Source organism: Thermosyntropha sp. (genome assembly GCF_017656155.1).
Taxonomy (GTDB): domain Bacteria; phylum Bacillota; class Syntrophomonadia; order Syntrophomonadales; family Syntrophomonadaceae; genus Thermosyntropha.
In genome coordinates, this window is the sequence record NZ_JACDOH010000002.1 from 97,966 (window position 1) to 114,602 (window position 16,637).

The following is a 16,637-nucleotide window of genomic DNA, read 5'->3' on the forward strand; positions in this document are numbered from 1 at the left end:
AACTAATTTAACATAAGCTATTTGCCAGGGGCTTAATCGCATATCTTCCTCTAACTCTCCATTAGTGGGGAGTTATGTTTTTTTGAAACCTTTTATTCCACTATATTGCGCCGTTCACCTTTGAGAAAAGCGGCAATATTAAGTTTTACTTCCTCTATTAATCTAATGCGCGCTTCACGGCTGCCCCATGCTATATGAGGAGTAATTAAAAGCTTATCCTTGTTTTTTATATGGAGAAGCGGATTATCTTTTTTTAAGGGTTCATTTTCCAGTACATCAAGACCTGCTCCTGCTATGAGATTTTCGTCTAGAGCCCGGGCAAGGTCGGCTTCATTGACAATGCTGCCTCTCCCTAGATTCAGCAGGAAAACATTCTTTTTCATTTTTTGCAGTTCTTTGTAGGTAATGAGGTTTTTTGTTTTTTCATTTAAAGGGCAGTGAATTGAAATTATATCGGAAGTGGTTATCAACTCTTCCCATTCCACTTTTTTATAAGCAGGATTGTTGTTCTTTCCGGAGGTGGAAAAATAGATTACTTTACAGCCAAAAGCAGAGGCGACTTTTGCTACTTCAAAACCTATAGTTCCGAGTCCTATAATACCCCAGGTTTTATCTTTAATCTCATTAAAAGGTTTGCCGAGATGAGTAAAAAGATTACTGTCAGTATATCGACCTGATTTTACATAATCATCATAGTACTTTAAAGATTCCATGAGATAAAAAAGCATGCCAAAGGTATGCTGAACTACACTGGGAGTAGAGTATCCAGCGACATTAGTTACAGTTATACCGCGTTTCCTGGTGTATTCTAAGTCAACATTGTTGGTGCCGGTAGCAGTAATACATATGAGTTGGACCCGGGGAGCATAAGATAAATTATTTTCGTTTAAGACTACTTTGTTAGTGATGATTATATCCTGGTCTTTAATTCGTTCTACTACTTCATCTTTAAAAGTTGCCGGATAAATTGTTAAATTGCCGAATTCTTCAAAAATGCTTAAATCTACATCTGAACCTAAGGTATCAGCATCGAGTATGCAAAGATTAAGCAAGATGGCATCTCTCCTTTTTAAAAATAATAAAAACCTCTTAAACAGAGGCTTTTGCTTAAATATTATTATGTTTCTTTAACAAAAACAACATTGTATTTTTTTGAATACCTTGCAATCGCATTTTTTTTAAGATAAGTTAGTAATGTTGGAAAGCTGTAAACTAAACTTGATTTCAAAACGAAAAAACAGTTAGGAGATGAGTTAGGTGGATTTTGGGAAAAGAGCGCTTGCTCTGCATTCTGAATATAAAGGAAAAATTGAAGTGATAAGCAAAGTAAAAATAAAAGATCGTGAAGATTTGAGTGTGGTCTATACTCCCGGAGTAGCTGAACCCTGCAAAGAGATTTATTCCTGCAGGGATGAAGTTTACAGATATACATCTAAAGGAAATATGGTTGCAGTAATAACAGATGGTTCAGCAGTTTTGGGCTTGGGAAATATTGGACCTGAAGCAGCTCTGCCTGTTATGGAAGGCAAAGCCATATTATTCAAGGAATTTGCAGGAATCGATGCTTTCCCTATATGCCTTGATACCCAGGATGTCAATGAAATAGTAAAAACGGTGAAATACTTGTCACCTTCATTTGGCGGAATTAATTTAGAAGATATATCTGCTCCCAGGTGTTTTGAAATTGAAGAAAGGCTTAAAGAAGAGCTTGATATTCCGGTTTTTCATGATGACCAGCATGGAACGGCTGTAGTTACTACCGCAGGGCTTTTAAATGCTTTAAAAATTACCGGAAGAGACATAAAGAATACCCGAATTGTAGTTAATGGGCCGGGGGCTGCTGGAACAGCCATAACCAAAATGCTCATCGGCATAGGTGTTCAGGACATCCTGGTATGTGATGAGAAAGGGATTTTGTGCGATGGAGATGAAAGACTTACTTATCAAAAAATAGAGTTGGCTCGTATAACTAATAGAGAAAAGCTTAAAGGAACCTTAAGGGATGCATTGAAAGGAGCGGATGTATTTATAGGAGTTTCTGCTCCTAATGTAGTTGATATGGGGATGATTAAATCTATGAATAAAAATGCTATTGTTTTTGCTATGGCTAATCCGGTACCGGAGATTATGCCTAATTTGGCTAAAGAAGCTGGAGCTAGAATAGTAGCAACCGGGCGTTCGGATTTTCCCAATCAGATCAACAATGTTTTGGCTTTTCCCGGAATATTCCGGGGAGCACTTGATGTCAGGGCACGCGTAATAAATGAAGAAATGAAAATTGCTGCTGCTTATGCTATTGCAGATATAATTCCAGAAAATGAGCTTAGTGAAGAAAATATTATTCCTTATGCACTCAATAAAAAGGTGGTACAGGTCATTGCCGAAGCTGTTACCAGAGCAGCGAGGGAAACAGGAGTTGCTAGGATTTAAAATTTGGAAATGGAAAGATTATGAGTATTATTATATAAATTTATGAATATTATTATAAAATATTATAGAATTTTTATAGACCTTGGACGGACATTTTTTCCTGTAAGAAAAAATGTCCGTTTTTTGTTTTGTTTTTAAATTGATAAAAACGAAAAAAATTTTTAAGATTTTTATCTGTCTGTTTAAGTTTTTTAATAAATTTTTAATTTTACATATGATTTATGGCATAAAAATTGCATTTTCATTTATGGTGGACATTTCTAATAAACTGCAGGTTTAAAGCGAAAACTAAGTCTTAAAAGAATTCAGGTTTCTGGCACTGTAGAAAGGGAGGTTTTTATGGAACTAAAAAAAGTCATTAAAGCCGAAAAGTTAGATGAAGTTCTTAATTTACTGGCGGAAAACCGCGAAAGGGCAAAGGTTATTGCAGGAGGAACTGATTTTGTAATCCAGCTTAGAGAGAAGAAAATAGCCCCGGAAGTGATAATAGACATTTCTGATGTAGATGAGCTTAATTTTATCAGGAAAAGCGGAGAATTTATTGAAATAGGAGCTGCGACTAAATTTACAACTATTAAAAACAGCGGCATTATAAGTGATGCTTTTAAAGGTTTGAAAGATGCTGCTGGACATGTAGGTTCTCCTCAAATCAGAAACCTGGGGACTGTAGGTGGTAACATATGTAATGGATCTCCTGCTGCTGATACTGTTCCTGCTCTTTTGGCATTAGGCGCTGTTGCGGTGGTAAAAAGTAAAAATAATACCCGTGAAGTTCCTTTAGAAGAATTTTATCTTGACCGCGGTAAGGTTAAATTAGAACCTGATGAAATATTATATGCGGTTAAGTTTTTAAATTCTAAACCAGGCCAAGGTTTAGGTTTTGTAAAACTCGGTCTTAGAAATGCTCTGGCAATTTCTTCGATTTCAATTGCAGTTTTTGTCGAAACAGACAATGATATTAACTGTAAAGATGTCCGTATAGGAAGTGGCGCTTTAGCTAAATTCCCGATCCGGGAAAAAGAAGTAGAAGCTTTCCTTAAAGGAAAAACTTTACACGAAGATGTTATTGAAGAAGCCACTGAATTTTTCGGCAAGATATTAGAACAAAGATTAGCCGGAAGACCTCCAGTTGAAAAAGACTATAAGCCTTATGCAATAAAAGGTGTGTTTAAAGAAGCATTAAATAAAGCTTTATCGGTTGTTTGTTAAAAAATTTTTTTCGAGGTGAAGACTATGAAAACAATTTCTCTTAAAGTAAACGGAAAACCTTATACTGTTGAAGTTGAAGAAGATATGAGGCTTTTAGATCTTTTGCGGGATAAGCTTGGATTTACCGGAGTAAAAGAAGGTTGTGCCGAAGGTGAATGTGGGGCATGTTCTGTAATTATGGATGGAAACCTGGTTACTTCATGTCTGGTTATGGCTTTCCAGGCTGATGGTAAAGAAATAATAACTATTGAAGGCTTACAGAGCGAAGATGGAACCCTTCATCCTATACAGCAGGCTTTTTTGGATGAAGGAGCTGTACAATGCGGCTTTTGTACCCCGGCTATGGTTTTAGCTGCTAAAGCATTATTAGATAAAAATCCTAATCCCACTGATGAACAAATAAAAGAGGGGATATCCGGAAATTTGTGTCGTTGTACTGGATATGCTAAAATCGTCAGCGCAGTTAAGAAAGCAGCTGAGTACCTTAACCAAGGAGGGAAATAAAATGGACTTTAATGTCATAGGAAAAAGTGTCATAAGGGTTGATGGACTGGCTAAGGTTACAGGTAAGGCAATTTATCCTCAGGATATATATATGGATAATATGCTTTTTGGAAAAACTTTACGTTCAAGTGTACCTCATGCTTATTTTACTTTAGATACCAGCAAAGCTGAAAAGATTGAAGGAGTTGTAAAAATATTTACCGCGAAAGATGTGCCAGGACATAATTCTCATGGGGTGCTTTTTAAGGATCATGAGGTTTTATGTGAAAAGAAAGTACGCCGCATTGGCGATCCGATAGCGTTTGTAGTTGCTGTTTCTGAAAAAATTGCTGCTGAAGCGATAGAAGCTATTGAAGTAAAGTATGAAGAGATTCCTGCTGTTTTTGACCCAGTGGAAGCAATGAAAGACGAAATAAAAGTCCATGATGGAAAAAGCAATATTATTTATCACTATAAACTAAGAAAAGGGAATATTGAAGAAGGATTTGCCCAGAGTGATGTCATTGTAGAGAATGTTTACAACACTTCTATGGTAGAGCATGCTTTTTTACAGCCGGAAGCAGGGGTGTCTTATGTAGAAGATGATGGAACCATAGTAGTATGTGCAGCTACTCAGTATCCCCATTTTGACCAGCTGGAAATTGCTGAAGCTATGGGAGTTCCAGCTGAAAAGGTTAAGGTTATAAACCCGGCGGTAGGAGGAGCATTTGGCGGCAGAGAAGATATTACTCTGCAAATTCATTTAGCTATGGCCGCTGTTTATACCGGAAGGCCGGTAAAAGCTGTATATTCCCGGGAAGAATCTTTTTATGCTCACTCCAAGAGGCATCCGGAAATAATCAAGATTAAAACGGGCGCTAATAAAGAAGGAAAGCTTTTAGCTTTAGAAGCCGAGATAATTGCTGATACCGGTGCATATGCTTCCTGGGCGATAAATGTTACCCGCAAATCTGGAATTCATGTAACCGGACCTTATGTAATACCTAATGTAAAAGTAGATGCTTATGCGGTATATACAAATAATCCGTTCTGCGGTGCGATGCGCGGATTTGGGGCTACCCAGGTACCGATTGCTACTGAACAGCAAATGGATATCTTAGCAGAAAAGCTTAACATAAGCCCCGTAGAGATAAGACTTAAAAATGCGTTTACTAAAGGAAGTCAAACTGCTAATGGGCAGACTTTAACTGATAGCGTTCCTTTAGTCGATTGTATTACTAAAGCTGCTAAGGCTATAGGCATGTTTTAATGGAAGGAGGCTACAGTAGTGAAAAAAAGAGGAAAAGGAATTGCATGTATTTTCTATGGAACTGGATATGGAAATGGATTTCCTGATGTTTCCAGAGCTTATGCTGAACTTCAGCCTGATGGTAAGGTAGCTATATATACCGGGGCAACCGAAGTAGGACAGGGAGCTAAAACAGCTTTAAGCCAGATTCCGGCTGAAGTTTTAGGGCTCAGTGTAGATGATATAATTTTTATCAATGAAGATACCAGTATTACACCTGATGCAGGAACAGCAGCTGCTACCCGTCAAACCTATAACACAGGTAATGCCATAAAAATGGCAGCTGAAGAATTAAGAAATGAGCTTATTAAAATAGCAGTCAAAGAATTAGAGCTTAACAGTGATATAGGATTAAAAATGAAAGATGGAAAAATTTTTCTTGAAATCTATCCTGATAAATGTATAACTTTTTCTCAGATAGCTGCTATGCAGGAAGAACCTCTGCGCAAGTTTGCAGTTTTTACTGCGCAGACTGTTCAGATAGACCCAGAAACCGGACAGGGGGCTCCATACTGGCCATATACTTTCAGTGCCTGTGCAGTTGAAGTGGAAGTTGATACTGAAACAGGCAAAGTAGAAGTCATTCGCGGAGCTCATGCCCAGGATGTAGGCAGAGCAGTCAATCCTACACTTATAGAAGGGCAGATGGACGGCGGATTTGCCATGGCCATGGGATATGTTATTTATGAAGATTTGGGCTTAGAAAACGGCAAGATATGGAACAACAAGCTTTCCAGCTATATTATTCCTACATCGATGGATATGCCGGAAATACAAAATATTATAGTAGAAGATCCAGAAAATACAGCACCTTATGGAGCTAAAGGAATTGGAGAACCAGTAATGATTTCTGTTGGCCCTGCTATTTTAAATGCTATATATGATGCAGTAGGAGTCCGGATGACAGAAATACCGGTTACCCCGGCTAAACTTCTTAAGGCCATAAGAGAAAAAGAACAAAAGGAAGCTTAAGGATTTAATAGTAAAGGAGAACTGGCGTGAAAAAGGTTAAGATTGAAAATGCGGTGGGGATGATCCTGGCCCACGATTTAACCCGTATAGTGCCTGGTGAATTTAAAGGGGCCGCCTTTAAAAAAGGATATATAATCCAAGAGGAAGATGTTGAGCTTTTGAAAAGCATGGGGAAAAACCACATTTATATACTCGAAATGACCCCGGACATTTTGCATGAAAATGATGCGGCCATAAGGATAGCTCGGGCGGCAGCAGGCAAAAATCTTCATTTATCTGAACCAGCTGAAGGGAAGGTTAATTTTATTGCCACAAAAAAAGGGCTTTTAAAAATAAACCTGCCATTGCTTTACAAGATAAATGAATTAGAAATGATAATTTTAGCTACTCTGCATAATAATACGCCGGTAAAAGAAGGGCAGATAGTAGCCGGAACGCGTATAATACCTTTAGTTATTGAAAAAGAAAAGATTGAACAGGTGGAAAGTTACTGTCAAGCTGACTGTCCAGTTATATGGGTGGAAGAAATGGAATGTATTAAGGTAGGTATAGTAGTTACCGGGACTGAGGTTTATGAAGGAAGGATTACGGACAGATTTGGCCCGGTTTTAGCCGATAAAGTAAAGAATTATGGCTGTGAATTGGCAGGAATAAGCTATGCACCTGATGATAAGGCTTTAATCAAGCAGGAAATATTGAAACTTATTGATAAAGGTGCAGAACTGGTTATGACTTCCGGCGGTATGTCAGTAGATGCTGATGATGTTACTCCTGCTGCAATACGGGAGATGGCTGATGAGGTTATAACCTATGGTTCGCCTGTTTTGCCAGGGGCTATGTTTATGCTGGCTTATAAAGGAGATGTTCCGATTTTAGGAGTGCCTGCCTGTGGAATGTTTTATAAGGTAACAGTCCTTGACCTCGTTTTGCCACGCATTCTTTCAGGAGAAAAACTTGAACGCCGTGACTTAACCAGGCTTGCCCATGGCGGATTATGTCTTGGCTGCAAGGTTTGTCGTTATCCGGTATGTCCTTTTGGAAAGCAGGGATAAAATGCTGGCTGAAAGACTTAATTTATCCGCATCTGAAGCTGAAGTAATAAGTTTTGTGGGTGGAGGAGGGAAAACCTCCTCTATTTTTAAATTAGCTCATGAATTTAAAACTCAGAATAAAAAGGTTCTTGTTGCTCCTACCACTAAAATATTTTTTCCCCGTAAAGAAGATTTTGATCAAATTATCATTACAGGTAATAAATCAACGGGGATTTTTTCTGCCGAACCGGGAAGCGTAACTGTCTTAGGACAGGAAGTTGGACCCCAGAATAAAATCTCAGGGGTAGAAGCTGATTTTATTGAACAGATTTTTGCTGCCGGTTTGTTTGATTGTATATTAGTTGAAGCAGATGGGGCAAAGCAAAAATCTATAAAAACCCCTGCAATTCATGAACCAGTCATTCCCGTCTGTACAACCAAAACTGTCGGGATGATTGGTTTAAGCTGTTTAGGGCAAACTATTGAAAATGTCGCTTTCCGTTCTGAATTATTTGCCAAGCTGACTAAAAGCAAGCTTTCTGATTTAATTGATGTTCCAAAAATTTACAAGTTGATAGTAGATGAAGAAGGACTTTTAAAAAATGCTCCAGGTTCATCAGAAAAACATCTTTTTTTAAATCAGGTAGAAGATGAAAAAACCAAAGAAGCTGCTTTTGAACTTATCTATATGCTTTTAGAAAATAAATTTAAGCTCGATAGTTTTATTATCGGCAGTCTAAAAGATAATGTTTTTTTCTTTCCCCCGTATCGGAGAAATATAGCCGGAATTATTATGGCTTCAGGATTTTCTAGACGCATGGGACAGGATAAGCTGCTTTTAAAATTGAGTGATGGTATGCCTTTAGTTGAAAAAGTAATTAAGGCAGCATCGGAATCTGATCTAAATGAAATTATTTTAGTATATCGTGAACCGAAAGTTGAGAAAATAGGAAAGAAATATGGCATAAAAACTGTTTACAACCAACATGCCGCGGACGGACAAAGTGCAGCAGTAAAATTAGGAGTTGAAATGGCTGAAAAATTCGCTGATGGCTATATGTTTTTAGCAGGAGATCAGCCTTTTATAAACGCACAACTTATAAATAAATTGCTTTGTATTTTTAAAAATACTACTTATCCGATACTTGTTCCTTTATATGATGGTATAATGGGAACTCCAACTGTTTTTACTTCCGGTTTTAGAAACGAGCTTCTGAAAATCACCGGTGATGAAGGGGCAAGAAGTATTATAAGGAATAATCCTCAGGAGGTAAAAAAAGTAAATATACCGGAAAGCTTTCGGGGAATAGATATAGATACCCCTGAGCAGCTGAACTTTTGGTTCAGACATGATTTGAATTTTTAACAGGTAGGAGATGAAACCATTGTTAGTTATACCTAATAAAACAGTAGTGATAAGAGGAGCAGGAGATTTAGCATCAGGCATAGCTCACAGGCTCCATAGAGCAGGTTTTAAAGTACTGATGCTGGAAGTGGAAAAGCCGCTGGTTATAAGAAGAAAAGTGGCCTTTGCCACAGCTGTTTTAGAAAACGAGGCAGTGGTGGAAGGAGTTAAAGCTGTAAAGGTGGAGACAATTGAAGAAATATATGAAGCTTTTAAAGCGGGATATATTCCGGTATTGATTGATCCGGAAGCTAAAGTGTTGACTTCTGTCAAACCAGGAATTTTAGTTGATGCTATTATTGCCAAAAAAAATATGGGAACCCATAGAGAAATGGCACCTATAACTATAGGTGTCGGTCCAGGTTTCAATGCCGGAGTTGATGTAGATGCAGTAATTGAAACTAAAAGAGGGCATTATCTTGGAAAATTAATATTCAGCGGGTGTGCGGAAAAAGACACAGGAATTCCCGGTGAAGTAATGGGATATACTGAGGAAAGGGTTTTGCGTTCTCCGGCTGATGGCAATATACATAATTTACTGGATATAGGAGCGGAGATCAAAAAAGGGCAAATAATAAGTTATGTAGGTAAAGAAGCGGTGAAAGCCACAATTGATGGAGTTTTACGCGGACTTATAACAGACGGAATGTACGTAACGAAAGGTTTAAAAATAGGAGATATTGACCCACGGGGAGTTAAAGAATATTGTTGGACTATTTCAGAGAAGGCTCGGGCAATCGGGGGAAGCGTACTTGAGGCTATTCTATATTTACGTCATAGACTTAATTAAAATCAGAGGGTGATAATGTGGAAAAGATGATTTTAGAAACAATTACTGAACATATTGAGAATGGTCACAAAATAGCATTAGCTGTTGTAACAAAGGTTTGGGGGTCAAGTCCTGCCCCTGAAGGTGCTATGATGACAGTTACCCCTGATGGTTTAATTACCGGCACCGTAGGGGGAGGAAGCTTGGAAGCATCTGTAATAGAAAAAGCTAAAACCTGTCTTAAAGAGGGGAAAAATGGGAGTTTTACATTTGAATTTACCAATAAAGAGGCTGAAGAAAGCCTTAATATGATATGTGGTGGTAAGGCAGAAGTATTTATCCGCATTTTTATTCCCAAGCCTAAGCTTTTGATAGCCGGAGGAGGACATGTTGCCTATGAACTTTATAAACTGGGCAAGTTTCTCGATTTTCACACCGTTATTTTTGAAGATCGCCCTGAGTTTGGAAATAAAGACAGATTTCCGGAAGCGGACGAGATAAAAGTGGGTGACATCAGAGCTAATCTGGAAAACTACCCAATAGATGAAAACTGCTATATTGTGATTGTTACCCGCGGACATGCCAGTGATGAAGAGGCTTTAAAAGCAGTTATAAATACTAAAGCTGGCTATATTGGAATGATAGGCAGCAGGAAAAAGGTAGCTTTGACTAAAGAAAAAATAATTTCTTCAGAGAAAGTCAGCGAAGATGTATGGCAAAAAGTATATGCCCCGGTTGGGCTTAATTTAGGTGGAGATACGCCGGCTGAGATTGCTTTAAGCATAATGGCAGAAATCCTTTTGATTAAAAACAAGGGGAAATTGGAACATTTAAAAAGTATTATAATAAGGAGGTGAAATAAATTGGCAAAAAAACATATATTTTGCAGCACAGCAGAACAGGCTATTGATTTGGAGCATGATCAAAATGCTGAAGAAGCAGTTATACACTACCGTCCTTGTGAAAATGTAGTAGAAACAAAAAGGGTAAAAAGACAGGAGTTGGAAAATATTATATTTCAAGCTTTAAAAGATAAATACTTTTAATTATTTAATTTAATTATTTAAGTTTAGTTGCTTTCCTGCTGCTCTTGTTTCATTTGTTTATTTTGGAGGAGAAGGAGGATGATATTTTGCAAAATCAAAATATTTTTGTAAAAATAATTGTTTTACTTATTATAGCTTCAGTTATTCCATTATTGATTTTAAGTTCTGTCTCAGTTTTGCAAACTAAAAAGATAAGTCAAAACCAGACCGAAACGCTTTTACAGAGCAAAACATCTAATCAGGGTAAAATATTTTGGAATTATTTGGATGGTTATATAGAATTGGTGGATTTTCTTTCTAGCGATGGTAATGTAGTAGGATGTTATCAGAATAAATTTGATGAAGATGTATGGATGATGAAAGTCTTTGAAAATGTTAAGAATAACTATGAAGAGTGTGAAAGTGTCCATATAGGACTTAAAGACGGCCGTTTTTATTCAGTACCTAAGATGCTTGAAGAAAACTTTGATCCTCGAGAGCAAACTTGGTATAAGCTGGCTATGGAAAAACCGGGTGAAGTGGTATTAACCGAGCCCTATCATGACGCGAATACAGGCAAAATGATTTTAACCTTAGCCAAAACAGTTCAGGACACAGAAGGTTATACAGGAGCAGTTGCAGTAGATATTTCAGTAGATGCCTTAAAAAACCAGGTTTTTGAACAAAATAACCAAAACTTCTATACTTCCCTTTTGAACAAAGAAGGAAAAATTCTATTACATAGCGATAATAAAAAAATAAATCAGAGTGTAGCAGATGAACCATGGTTTAAAAAAATGCAAAAGGATAACAAAACAGAAGGAATTTTTACCTTTGAAGATCAAGGCAAAAGATGGGTAGCAACCTATGCAGTTTTAACAAATGGATGGATTTTAACCAATGCGACCCCGGAAGAGATTGCTTATCAATCTGCTAATAAATTGCAAAGACTGCTTATAATTATTTCTCTCCTGGCGGTTGTTTTCAGCCTTTTTATAGGCATTATGGTAGGAAGAAACTACTTTGTCCGACCGCTTAATATAATAAAAGAAGCGGTAGAAAAACTCGGCCAGGGCGATTTAACTGTTTCTGCTTCCTGGGATACAGATGATGAAATAGGGCTTATGGCCAGAAGCCTTAATAATACTATTTCTGATTTAAAAATGATTGTGGATAGTATAAGCTCGTCGGCAACAGAAGTTGAAAATGAGTCGGAACAGGTTATGAGCATGGCTGAGGAAACCAGTGCTATGGTAGAAGAGTTGACAGCTCAGGCTGATGAGGTAAATACTAATGTTCAAAATGCTTCAGGCTCTATACAGCAGATAACTGAAGGAATTGAAAATCTGGCAGCTAATGCGGAACAAGTTTCAGCATCTGCTCAGGAACTCGCAGAAAGAGCAGAGGCGGTAACTCTTGAAGCCGGGCAGAGCCGTGAAGCAGTAGAAAAAATAGTAGAAGTTATTGCTCAAACCAGCCATAAGGCAAGCTTTACTGAAAACAAAGTGGCTGATTTGGCCAGCAGTGCCCGAAATATAAGTGAAATATTAGAGCTTATAAATTCAGTAGCTGAACAAACTAACCTTTTAGCATTGAATGCTGCAATTGAAGCTGCCAGGGCAGGAGAAGCCGGACGCGGCTTTGCGGTGGTGGCTGATGAAATCCGTAAATTGGCGGAGGAAAGCAAACAGGCGACAGATAAAATTGCCGGTATTTTAGAAGATATTAAGGCTGGAGCTGAAGACGCCAATGCTGCAACTATAGAAACGGTTAGAATAATAGATCAGGCCAGCGATCAGTCGGAAATTGTCAAGGAAAGCCTACTCAAAATCCTGCAGGATATCAGCGGTATTGCGGCTATGGTAGAAAATTTAAGTGCCGGGGCAGAACAGCAGAGTGCAGCTACCCAACAGATGAACGGAGCGATGGACAGCGCTATGAATTCAATAAGTGAGATTGCTTATCAGATAGATGAAATGGCATCTGCGATAAGACACTTGGCAGAAAACAGTCAGGGAATGAGTTCAACCAGCGAAGGACTGTCTAAGGTTGCCGAAAAACTTATTAGGCAAATAGAAAAATTTAAACATTAATAAACTAATGTAATAGAGGGATAAAACATCTATAATGAAATGTTTTATCCCTTAATTTTTTGCTTGACCTTAAATCATTTATGTTATAAACATAAATAAATGAAAGTATCAGGGGGGATGTTATATGTCGAAAGTTACGGTGGAGAGGGATGGACATGTTCTGCTTATAGGCATGAACCGCCCGGAAAAAAGGAATGCTTTAGATGTTGAGATGTATCTGGAGCTAGCAGCTGCTTATGGCAAATTACACCGAGATCCTGAGCTGCGCTGTGGTCTCATTTTTGCCCATGGGGAGCATTTTACTGCAGGGTTAGACTTGGTTCAGTGGGCTCCAATATTCAGTGAAGGCAAAATGCCTGATCTAGATGATGATTTAATTGATCCTTTCGGTCTTGATGAAGACAAAAGATTGAGCAAGCCCCTGGTAATGGCGGTCCAGGGGATATGTTATACGATAGGGTTTGAAATGCTGCTTAATACTGATGTGCGCATAGCAGCCTCCAATACCCGTTTAGCTCAAATTGAAGTAAAAAGAGGGATTTATCCGGTAGGAGGAGCAACAGTCCGATTATTCCAGGAAATCGGCTGGGCTAATGCTATGCGCTATCTGCTTACCGGGGATGAAATAACTGCAGATGAAGCATACCGATTAGGATTGGTGCAGGAAGTAACTGAAGTTGGAAAACAGTTTGACCGTGCTTTGGAAATAGCTCATCGCATATCTAAACAGGCACCGCTGGGGGTGCAGGCAGTCTTGCGCTCGGCACGTATTGCACAGGTATATGGAAACAAAGCAGCTTTAGAAAGATTGTTTCCGGATATAGGTCCTATAATGAAAAGTGAAGATGCTCAGGAAGGTATTAAGGCATTTATTGAAAGAAGAGAGGCAGTTTTTAAAGGCAGATAATACACATTTTAATGGTATGAGCATATAATAATTATACTTCGGCAATAATAAATGTGAATAATTTTATTATTGCCGAAGGAGGAAAATTATATGTCTAGAGTTATAAAATGCCTGTGTGAAGAATGTTTTTATAATAATGAACATAATTGCAGTGCCGATGCAATTGAAATCCATTCCTCAGGAGATTTACGTGTAAAAAGTGCAACTGGAACTATGTGCAAGACTTTTAAGCCTAGAAACGATGATAACAAAGAAAAAACCGGGGATATGGTAGACATCTATAATTCACTGTAAAATGTTGGTTTATATAATTCTTGACAAATATACAGTTTATATATTATCCTGAATTTTAATAAAATATTTAACACCAAATGGTCAGGCTTTACAAGCCGGGCCCTGAATTTGGGCAGCGGGATTACCGTGGGACTGCAATACATATTAAGGTTCTGCGGTAATTTTTTAATTTTTATAGGTGAACGGGGGGAGAAAACAAAAATGAATTGGCTGGCTGTAAAATTTAATAATTTTTTATTAAAAAAACTATTAAATTTTACTTGTGATTTTTCAAAAATAGAAGATCCTGAAAAGAGAAAAGTCCTAGCTTATTTAGAGGCCTGGATAAGTATTATAGGTAACATTATTTTAGCAGTATTAAAATTTGGATTCGGTCTTCTTTTAAACAGTATAGCCCTTCTTGCTGATGCAGTACATACCGCTTCAGATGTTTTAACTTCTTTAGTAGTTTTATTAGGTTTTAAACTTTCTTCATTACCTGCAGATGAAAAGCACCCGCATGGACATGGTAGGATCGAATTTATTGCTACTTTAATTATATCTTTGATGCTTATAGGGGTAGGTATTAAATTTGGGATAGAATCCTTTGGGAGGTTTAAAGCTGGAACAGTTGTAGAAGGCAGTTATACCATAGCACTTTTTATGCTTATAGCAGGCTTATTAAAAGAGTTGATGTCGAGTATTTCTATCGATCTGGGTAAAAGGATAAATTCTTCGGCTTTAATTGCTGATGCCTGGCATCACCGAACGGATGCAGTTGCTTCTGTATTGGTAGCAGTGGCTATCTTAGCTTCAAAATACGGATATTACAAAGTTGATGCAATTTTGGGTTTAGCTGTTTCGGTTTTGATTATATGGACAGGAATTGAAATATTCATGGATTCTTCTTCTAAAATAATTGGTGAGAGTAATGCAGATGATTTATTAAAAGTTTCTGATCTGGCATGTTCAGTAAAAGGAGTTGTAGCTGCTCATGATATTGATGTCCATAATTACGGAGCAACCAAAGCAATTTCACTGCATATTGAAGTAGAAAATAATCTATCCATGGAAATGGCTCATGATGTTGCTCACAAGGTGGAAGATTTGATAAATAAAAATATGTATGCCAAAACAACGGTGCATGTCGATAAATTCAGTGAAAATAGAGACTAAACACTATTCCAGATGCCCCGAAGGCTTTTTAGCCTCAGGGGTTTTTTATTTAAAAAAATAATTACTTTACTTTTCTAAAGATGCAAAAGTCAATATAATTAGACTTGTGTCGGAGCATTATTATAAAAACTAACAGGAGAAATGAACATGAACTTCAACAGAAAATCAATTTTTAGCTTTTTTCTAATATTACTTATATCCTCTTTTCCTCTAATTATTTTTATTAAACCTGTTAAAGCATATTTAAATACTCCTGAAATTAGCGGAAAGTCTGCAGTCCTGATGGATGCAGCCTCAGGTCGTGTGCTATATGAAAAAAATGCCCATGAAAGGCTTCCTATGGCAAGTTTAACTAAAATAATGACTGCATTTTTAACGGTAGAAAATGGTGATTTAGATGAAAAAGTCAAGGTAAGCAAATATGCTGCAAGTATTCCTGAGTGTTCAATATATCTAGAACCAGGTGAAGTATTGACCAGAAGAGAGCTGCTTTATGCAGTAATGTTGAAATCAGCTAATGATGCATCTGTGGCTTTGGCCGAAAGTGTAGCAGGAAGTGAAAAAGACTTTGTAAAACTGATGAATAAAAGGGCAGGGGAGTTGGGGCTTAAAGATACCCATTATGTCAATCCACACGGTTTAGATGCCAACGGACACTACAGTTCAGCTTATGATCTGGCCCTGCTCAGTCGCAAGGCCTTGCAAAATAAAGTTTTTGCCGAGATTGTAAGAACCAAATATAAGACTATTCCCTGGGAAGGACATGATGAGGACAGGGCTTTGTACAATATAAATAGATTACTTTACCGGTATGAAGGAACAATCGGAATAAAAACCGGATATACCAGGAAGGCCGGCAACTGTGTGGTGGGGGCAGCTCAAAAGGGAGACATGGTTTTAATTGCTGTTTCGATGAATTCTCCAGCGGTTTATGATGACCTAACGCGGATGCTGAATTATGGATTTAAAAATTATAAAATGTTTAATATTGCTTCTAAAAAACAGGTTTTTGCAGAAGTAAAAGTAAATGGTGGAGAAACTGAAACAGTAAAAATAAATTTAAATGAGGATTTAAAAGTAGCGGCTACCTCAGATGAAATACCTTATATTACTTATCAAATCACGGTCCCGGATAAAATCTCTGCTCCAGTGAAAAAAGGGGAAAAAATAGGTGAATGCAAGCTGTATTTAAAAGACGAAGAACCATTAGCATCTGTTGACATGGTAGCTGGTGAAACTGTAAGCCTTCAGAGGGTTCCTGCTTTTGTTATGGTTGCAAAAAGAATTTTTGATAACTGGTGGATATATTTTTCAGGCATATTGGTTTTATTAATTTATTATAAAAGAAAGAAAAACATCAGTTTAGAAGGATATTTAAAGCAATTCCTGCGGTGGCTTTTAAAAAGAAAAATTGAACAGATGAAAGAGAAAAAAAGAATAATTTAAGAACTTGGTTTAAATTAGTTTACATAATGTTCATTATAGGAAGTTAAATAAATAATAAAAAACCGGATCTAAAAATCCGCAAATAGGCTTAAACCCGGTTTTTTATTAT

General features: G+C 37.4%; 16 protein-coding genes. 15 read left to right on the forward strand and 1 reads right to left on the reverse strand.

The genetic code is table 11. The features are described from left to right. Positions 1–92: 92 nt before the first annotated feature. On the reverse strand, positions 93–1,052 hold the full coding sequence (locus H0Z36_RS02370) for a D-2-hydroxyacid dehydrogenase (RefSeq protein ID WP_296863553.1): 960 nt from the start codon (positions 1,050–1,052) through the stop codon (positions 93–95). Between the two features lie 205 nt (positions 1,053–1,257). Here H0Z36_RS02370 and H0Z36_RS02375 point away from each other — a divergent pair, with 205 nt between their 5' ends. The 15 genes from H0Z36_RS02375 (at position 1,258) to H0Z36_RS02440 (ending at position 16,528) form a co-directional block, all read left to right on the forward strand. Continuing rightward, complete coding sequence (locus H0Z36_RS02375) at positions 1,258–2,430, forward strand: NADP-dependent malic enzyme (protein ID WP_296863555.1); 1,173 nt, start codon at positions 1,258–1,260, stop codon at positions 2,428–2,430. A 339-nt stretch (positions 2,431–2,769) separates the two neighbouring features. Next, entirely contained in the window at positions 2,770–3,639 is an 870-nt protein-coding gene (locus H0Z36_RS02380) for an FAD binding domain-containing protein (protein WP_296863556.1), read from the forward strand. Positions 3,640–3,663: 24 nt separating this feature from the next. Continuing rightward, positions 3,664–4,143, forward strand: coding sequence for a (2Fe-2S)-binding protein (locus H0Z36_RS02385; protein WP_296863558.1), 480 nt, complete (start codon positions 3,664–3,666; stop codon positions 4,141–4,143). Position 4,144: 1 nt separating this feature from the next. Then, positions 4,145–5,392, forward strand: coding sequence for a molybdopterin cofactor-binding domain-containing protein (locus H0Z36_RS10625; protein WP_366508839.1), 1,248 nt, complete (start codon positions 4,145–4,147; stop codon positions 5,390–5,392). Positions 5,393–5,410: 18 nt separating this feature from the next. Then, entirely contained in the window at positions 5,411–6,403 is a 993-nt protein-coding gene (locus H0Z36_RS10630; protein WP_366508840.1) for a molybdopterin cofactor-binding domain-containing protein, read from the forward strand. 26 nt (positions 6,404–6,429) lie between these two features. Beyond that, the gene (locus tag H0Z36_RS02395; protein WP_296863560.1) at positions 6,430–7,455 is read left to right on the forward strand and encodes a molybdopterin-binding protein; all 1,026 of its coding nucleotides are present in this window, start codon (positions 6,430–6,432) and stop codon (positions 7,453–7,455) included. Further along, positions 7,388–8,800 carry a selenium cofactor biosynthesis protein YqeC gene (gene yqeC, locus H0Z36_RS02400; RefSeq protein ID WP_296863561.1) on the forward strand — a complete coding sequence of 471 codons (1,413 nt, stop codon included), beginning with the start codon at positions 7,388–7,390 and terminating at the stop codon, positions 8,798–8,800. Before H0Z36_RS02395 ends, yqeC begins: the two co-directional genes overlap by 68 nt. Positions 8,801–8,819: 19 nt before the next feature. Beyond that, a complete protein-coding gene (gene yqeB, locus H0Z36_RS02405) occupies positions 8,820–9,629 on the forward strand; it encodes a selenium-dependent molybdenum cofactor biosynthesis protein YqeB (protein WP_366508841.1) in 810 nt (269 codons plus the stop codon). 26 nt (positions 9,630–9,655) lie between these two features. After that, complete coding sequence (locus H0Z36_RS02410; RefSeq protein ID WP_296863854.1) at positions 9,656–10,465, forward strand: XdhC/CoxI family protein; 810 nt, start codon at positions 9,656–9,658, stop codon at positions 10,463–10,465. A 6-nt stretch (positions 10,466–10,471) separates the two neighbouring features. After that, positions 10,472–10,654 carry a hypothetical protein gene (locus H0Z36_RS02415; RefSeq protein ID WP_296863563.1) on the forward strand — a complete coding sequence of 61 codons (183 nt, stop codon included), beginning with the start codon at positions 10,472–10,474 and terminating at the stop codon, positions 10,652–10,654. Positions 10,655–10,740: 86 nt separating this feature from the next. Beyond that, positions 10,741–12,726, forward strand: coding sequence for a methyl-accepting chemotaxis protein (locus H0Z36_RS02420; protein WP_296863565.1), 1,986 nt, complete (start codon positions 10,741–10,743; stop codon positions 12,724–12,726). A 124-nt stretch (positions 12,727–12,850) separates the two neighbouring features. After that, complete coding sequence (locus H0Z36_RS02425; RefSeq protein WP_296863567.1) at positions 12,851–13,633, forward strand: crotonase/enoyl-CoA hydratase family protein; 783 nt, start codon at positions 12,851–12,853, stop codon at positions 13,631–13,633. Positions 13,634–13,723: 90 nt separating this feature from the next. Beyond that, positions 13,724–13,927 carry a DUF1540 domain-containing protein gene (locus H0Z36_RS02430; protein WP_296863569.1) on the forward strand — a complete coding sequence of 68 codons (204 nt, stop codon included), beginning with the start codon at positions 13,724–13,726 and terminating at the stop codon, positions 13,925–13,927. 201 nt (positions 13,928–14,128) lie between these two features. Then, positions 14,129–15,082, forward strand: a complete 954-nt coding sequence (locus H0Z36_RS02435; protein ID WP_296863571.1) for a cation diffusion facilitator family transporter — start codon at positions 14,129–14,131, stop codon at positions 15,080–15,082. Positions 15,083–15,229: 147 nt separating this feature from the next. Further along, entirely contained in the window at positions 15,230–16,528 is a 1,299-nt protein-coding gene (locus tag H0Z36_RS02440; RefSeq protein ID WP_296863573.1) for a D-alanyl-D-alanine carboxypeptidase family protein, read from the forward strand. Positions 16,529–16,637 lie beyond the last annotated feature (109 nt).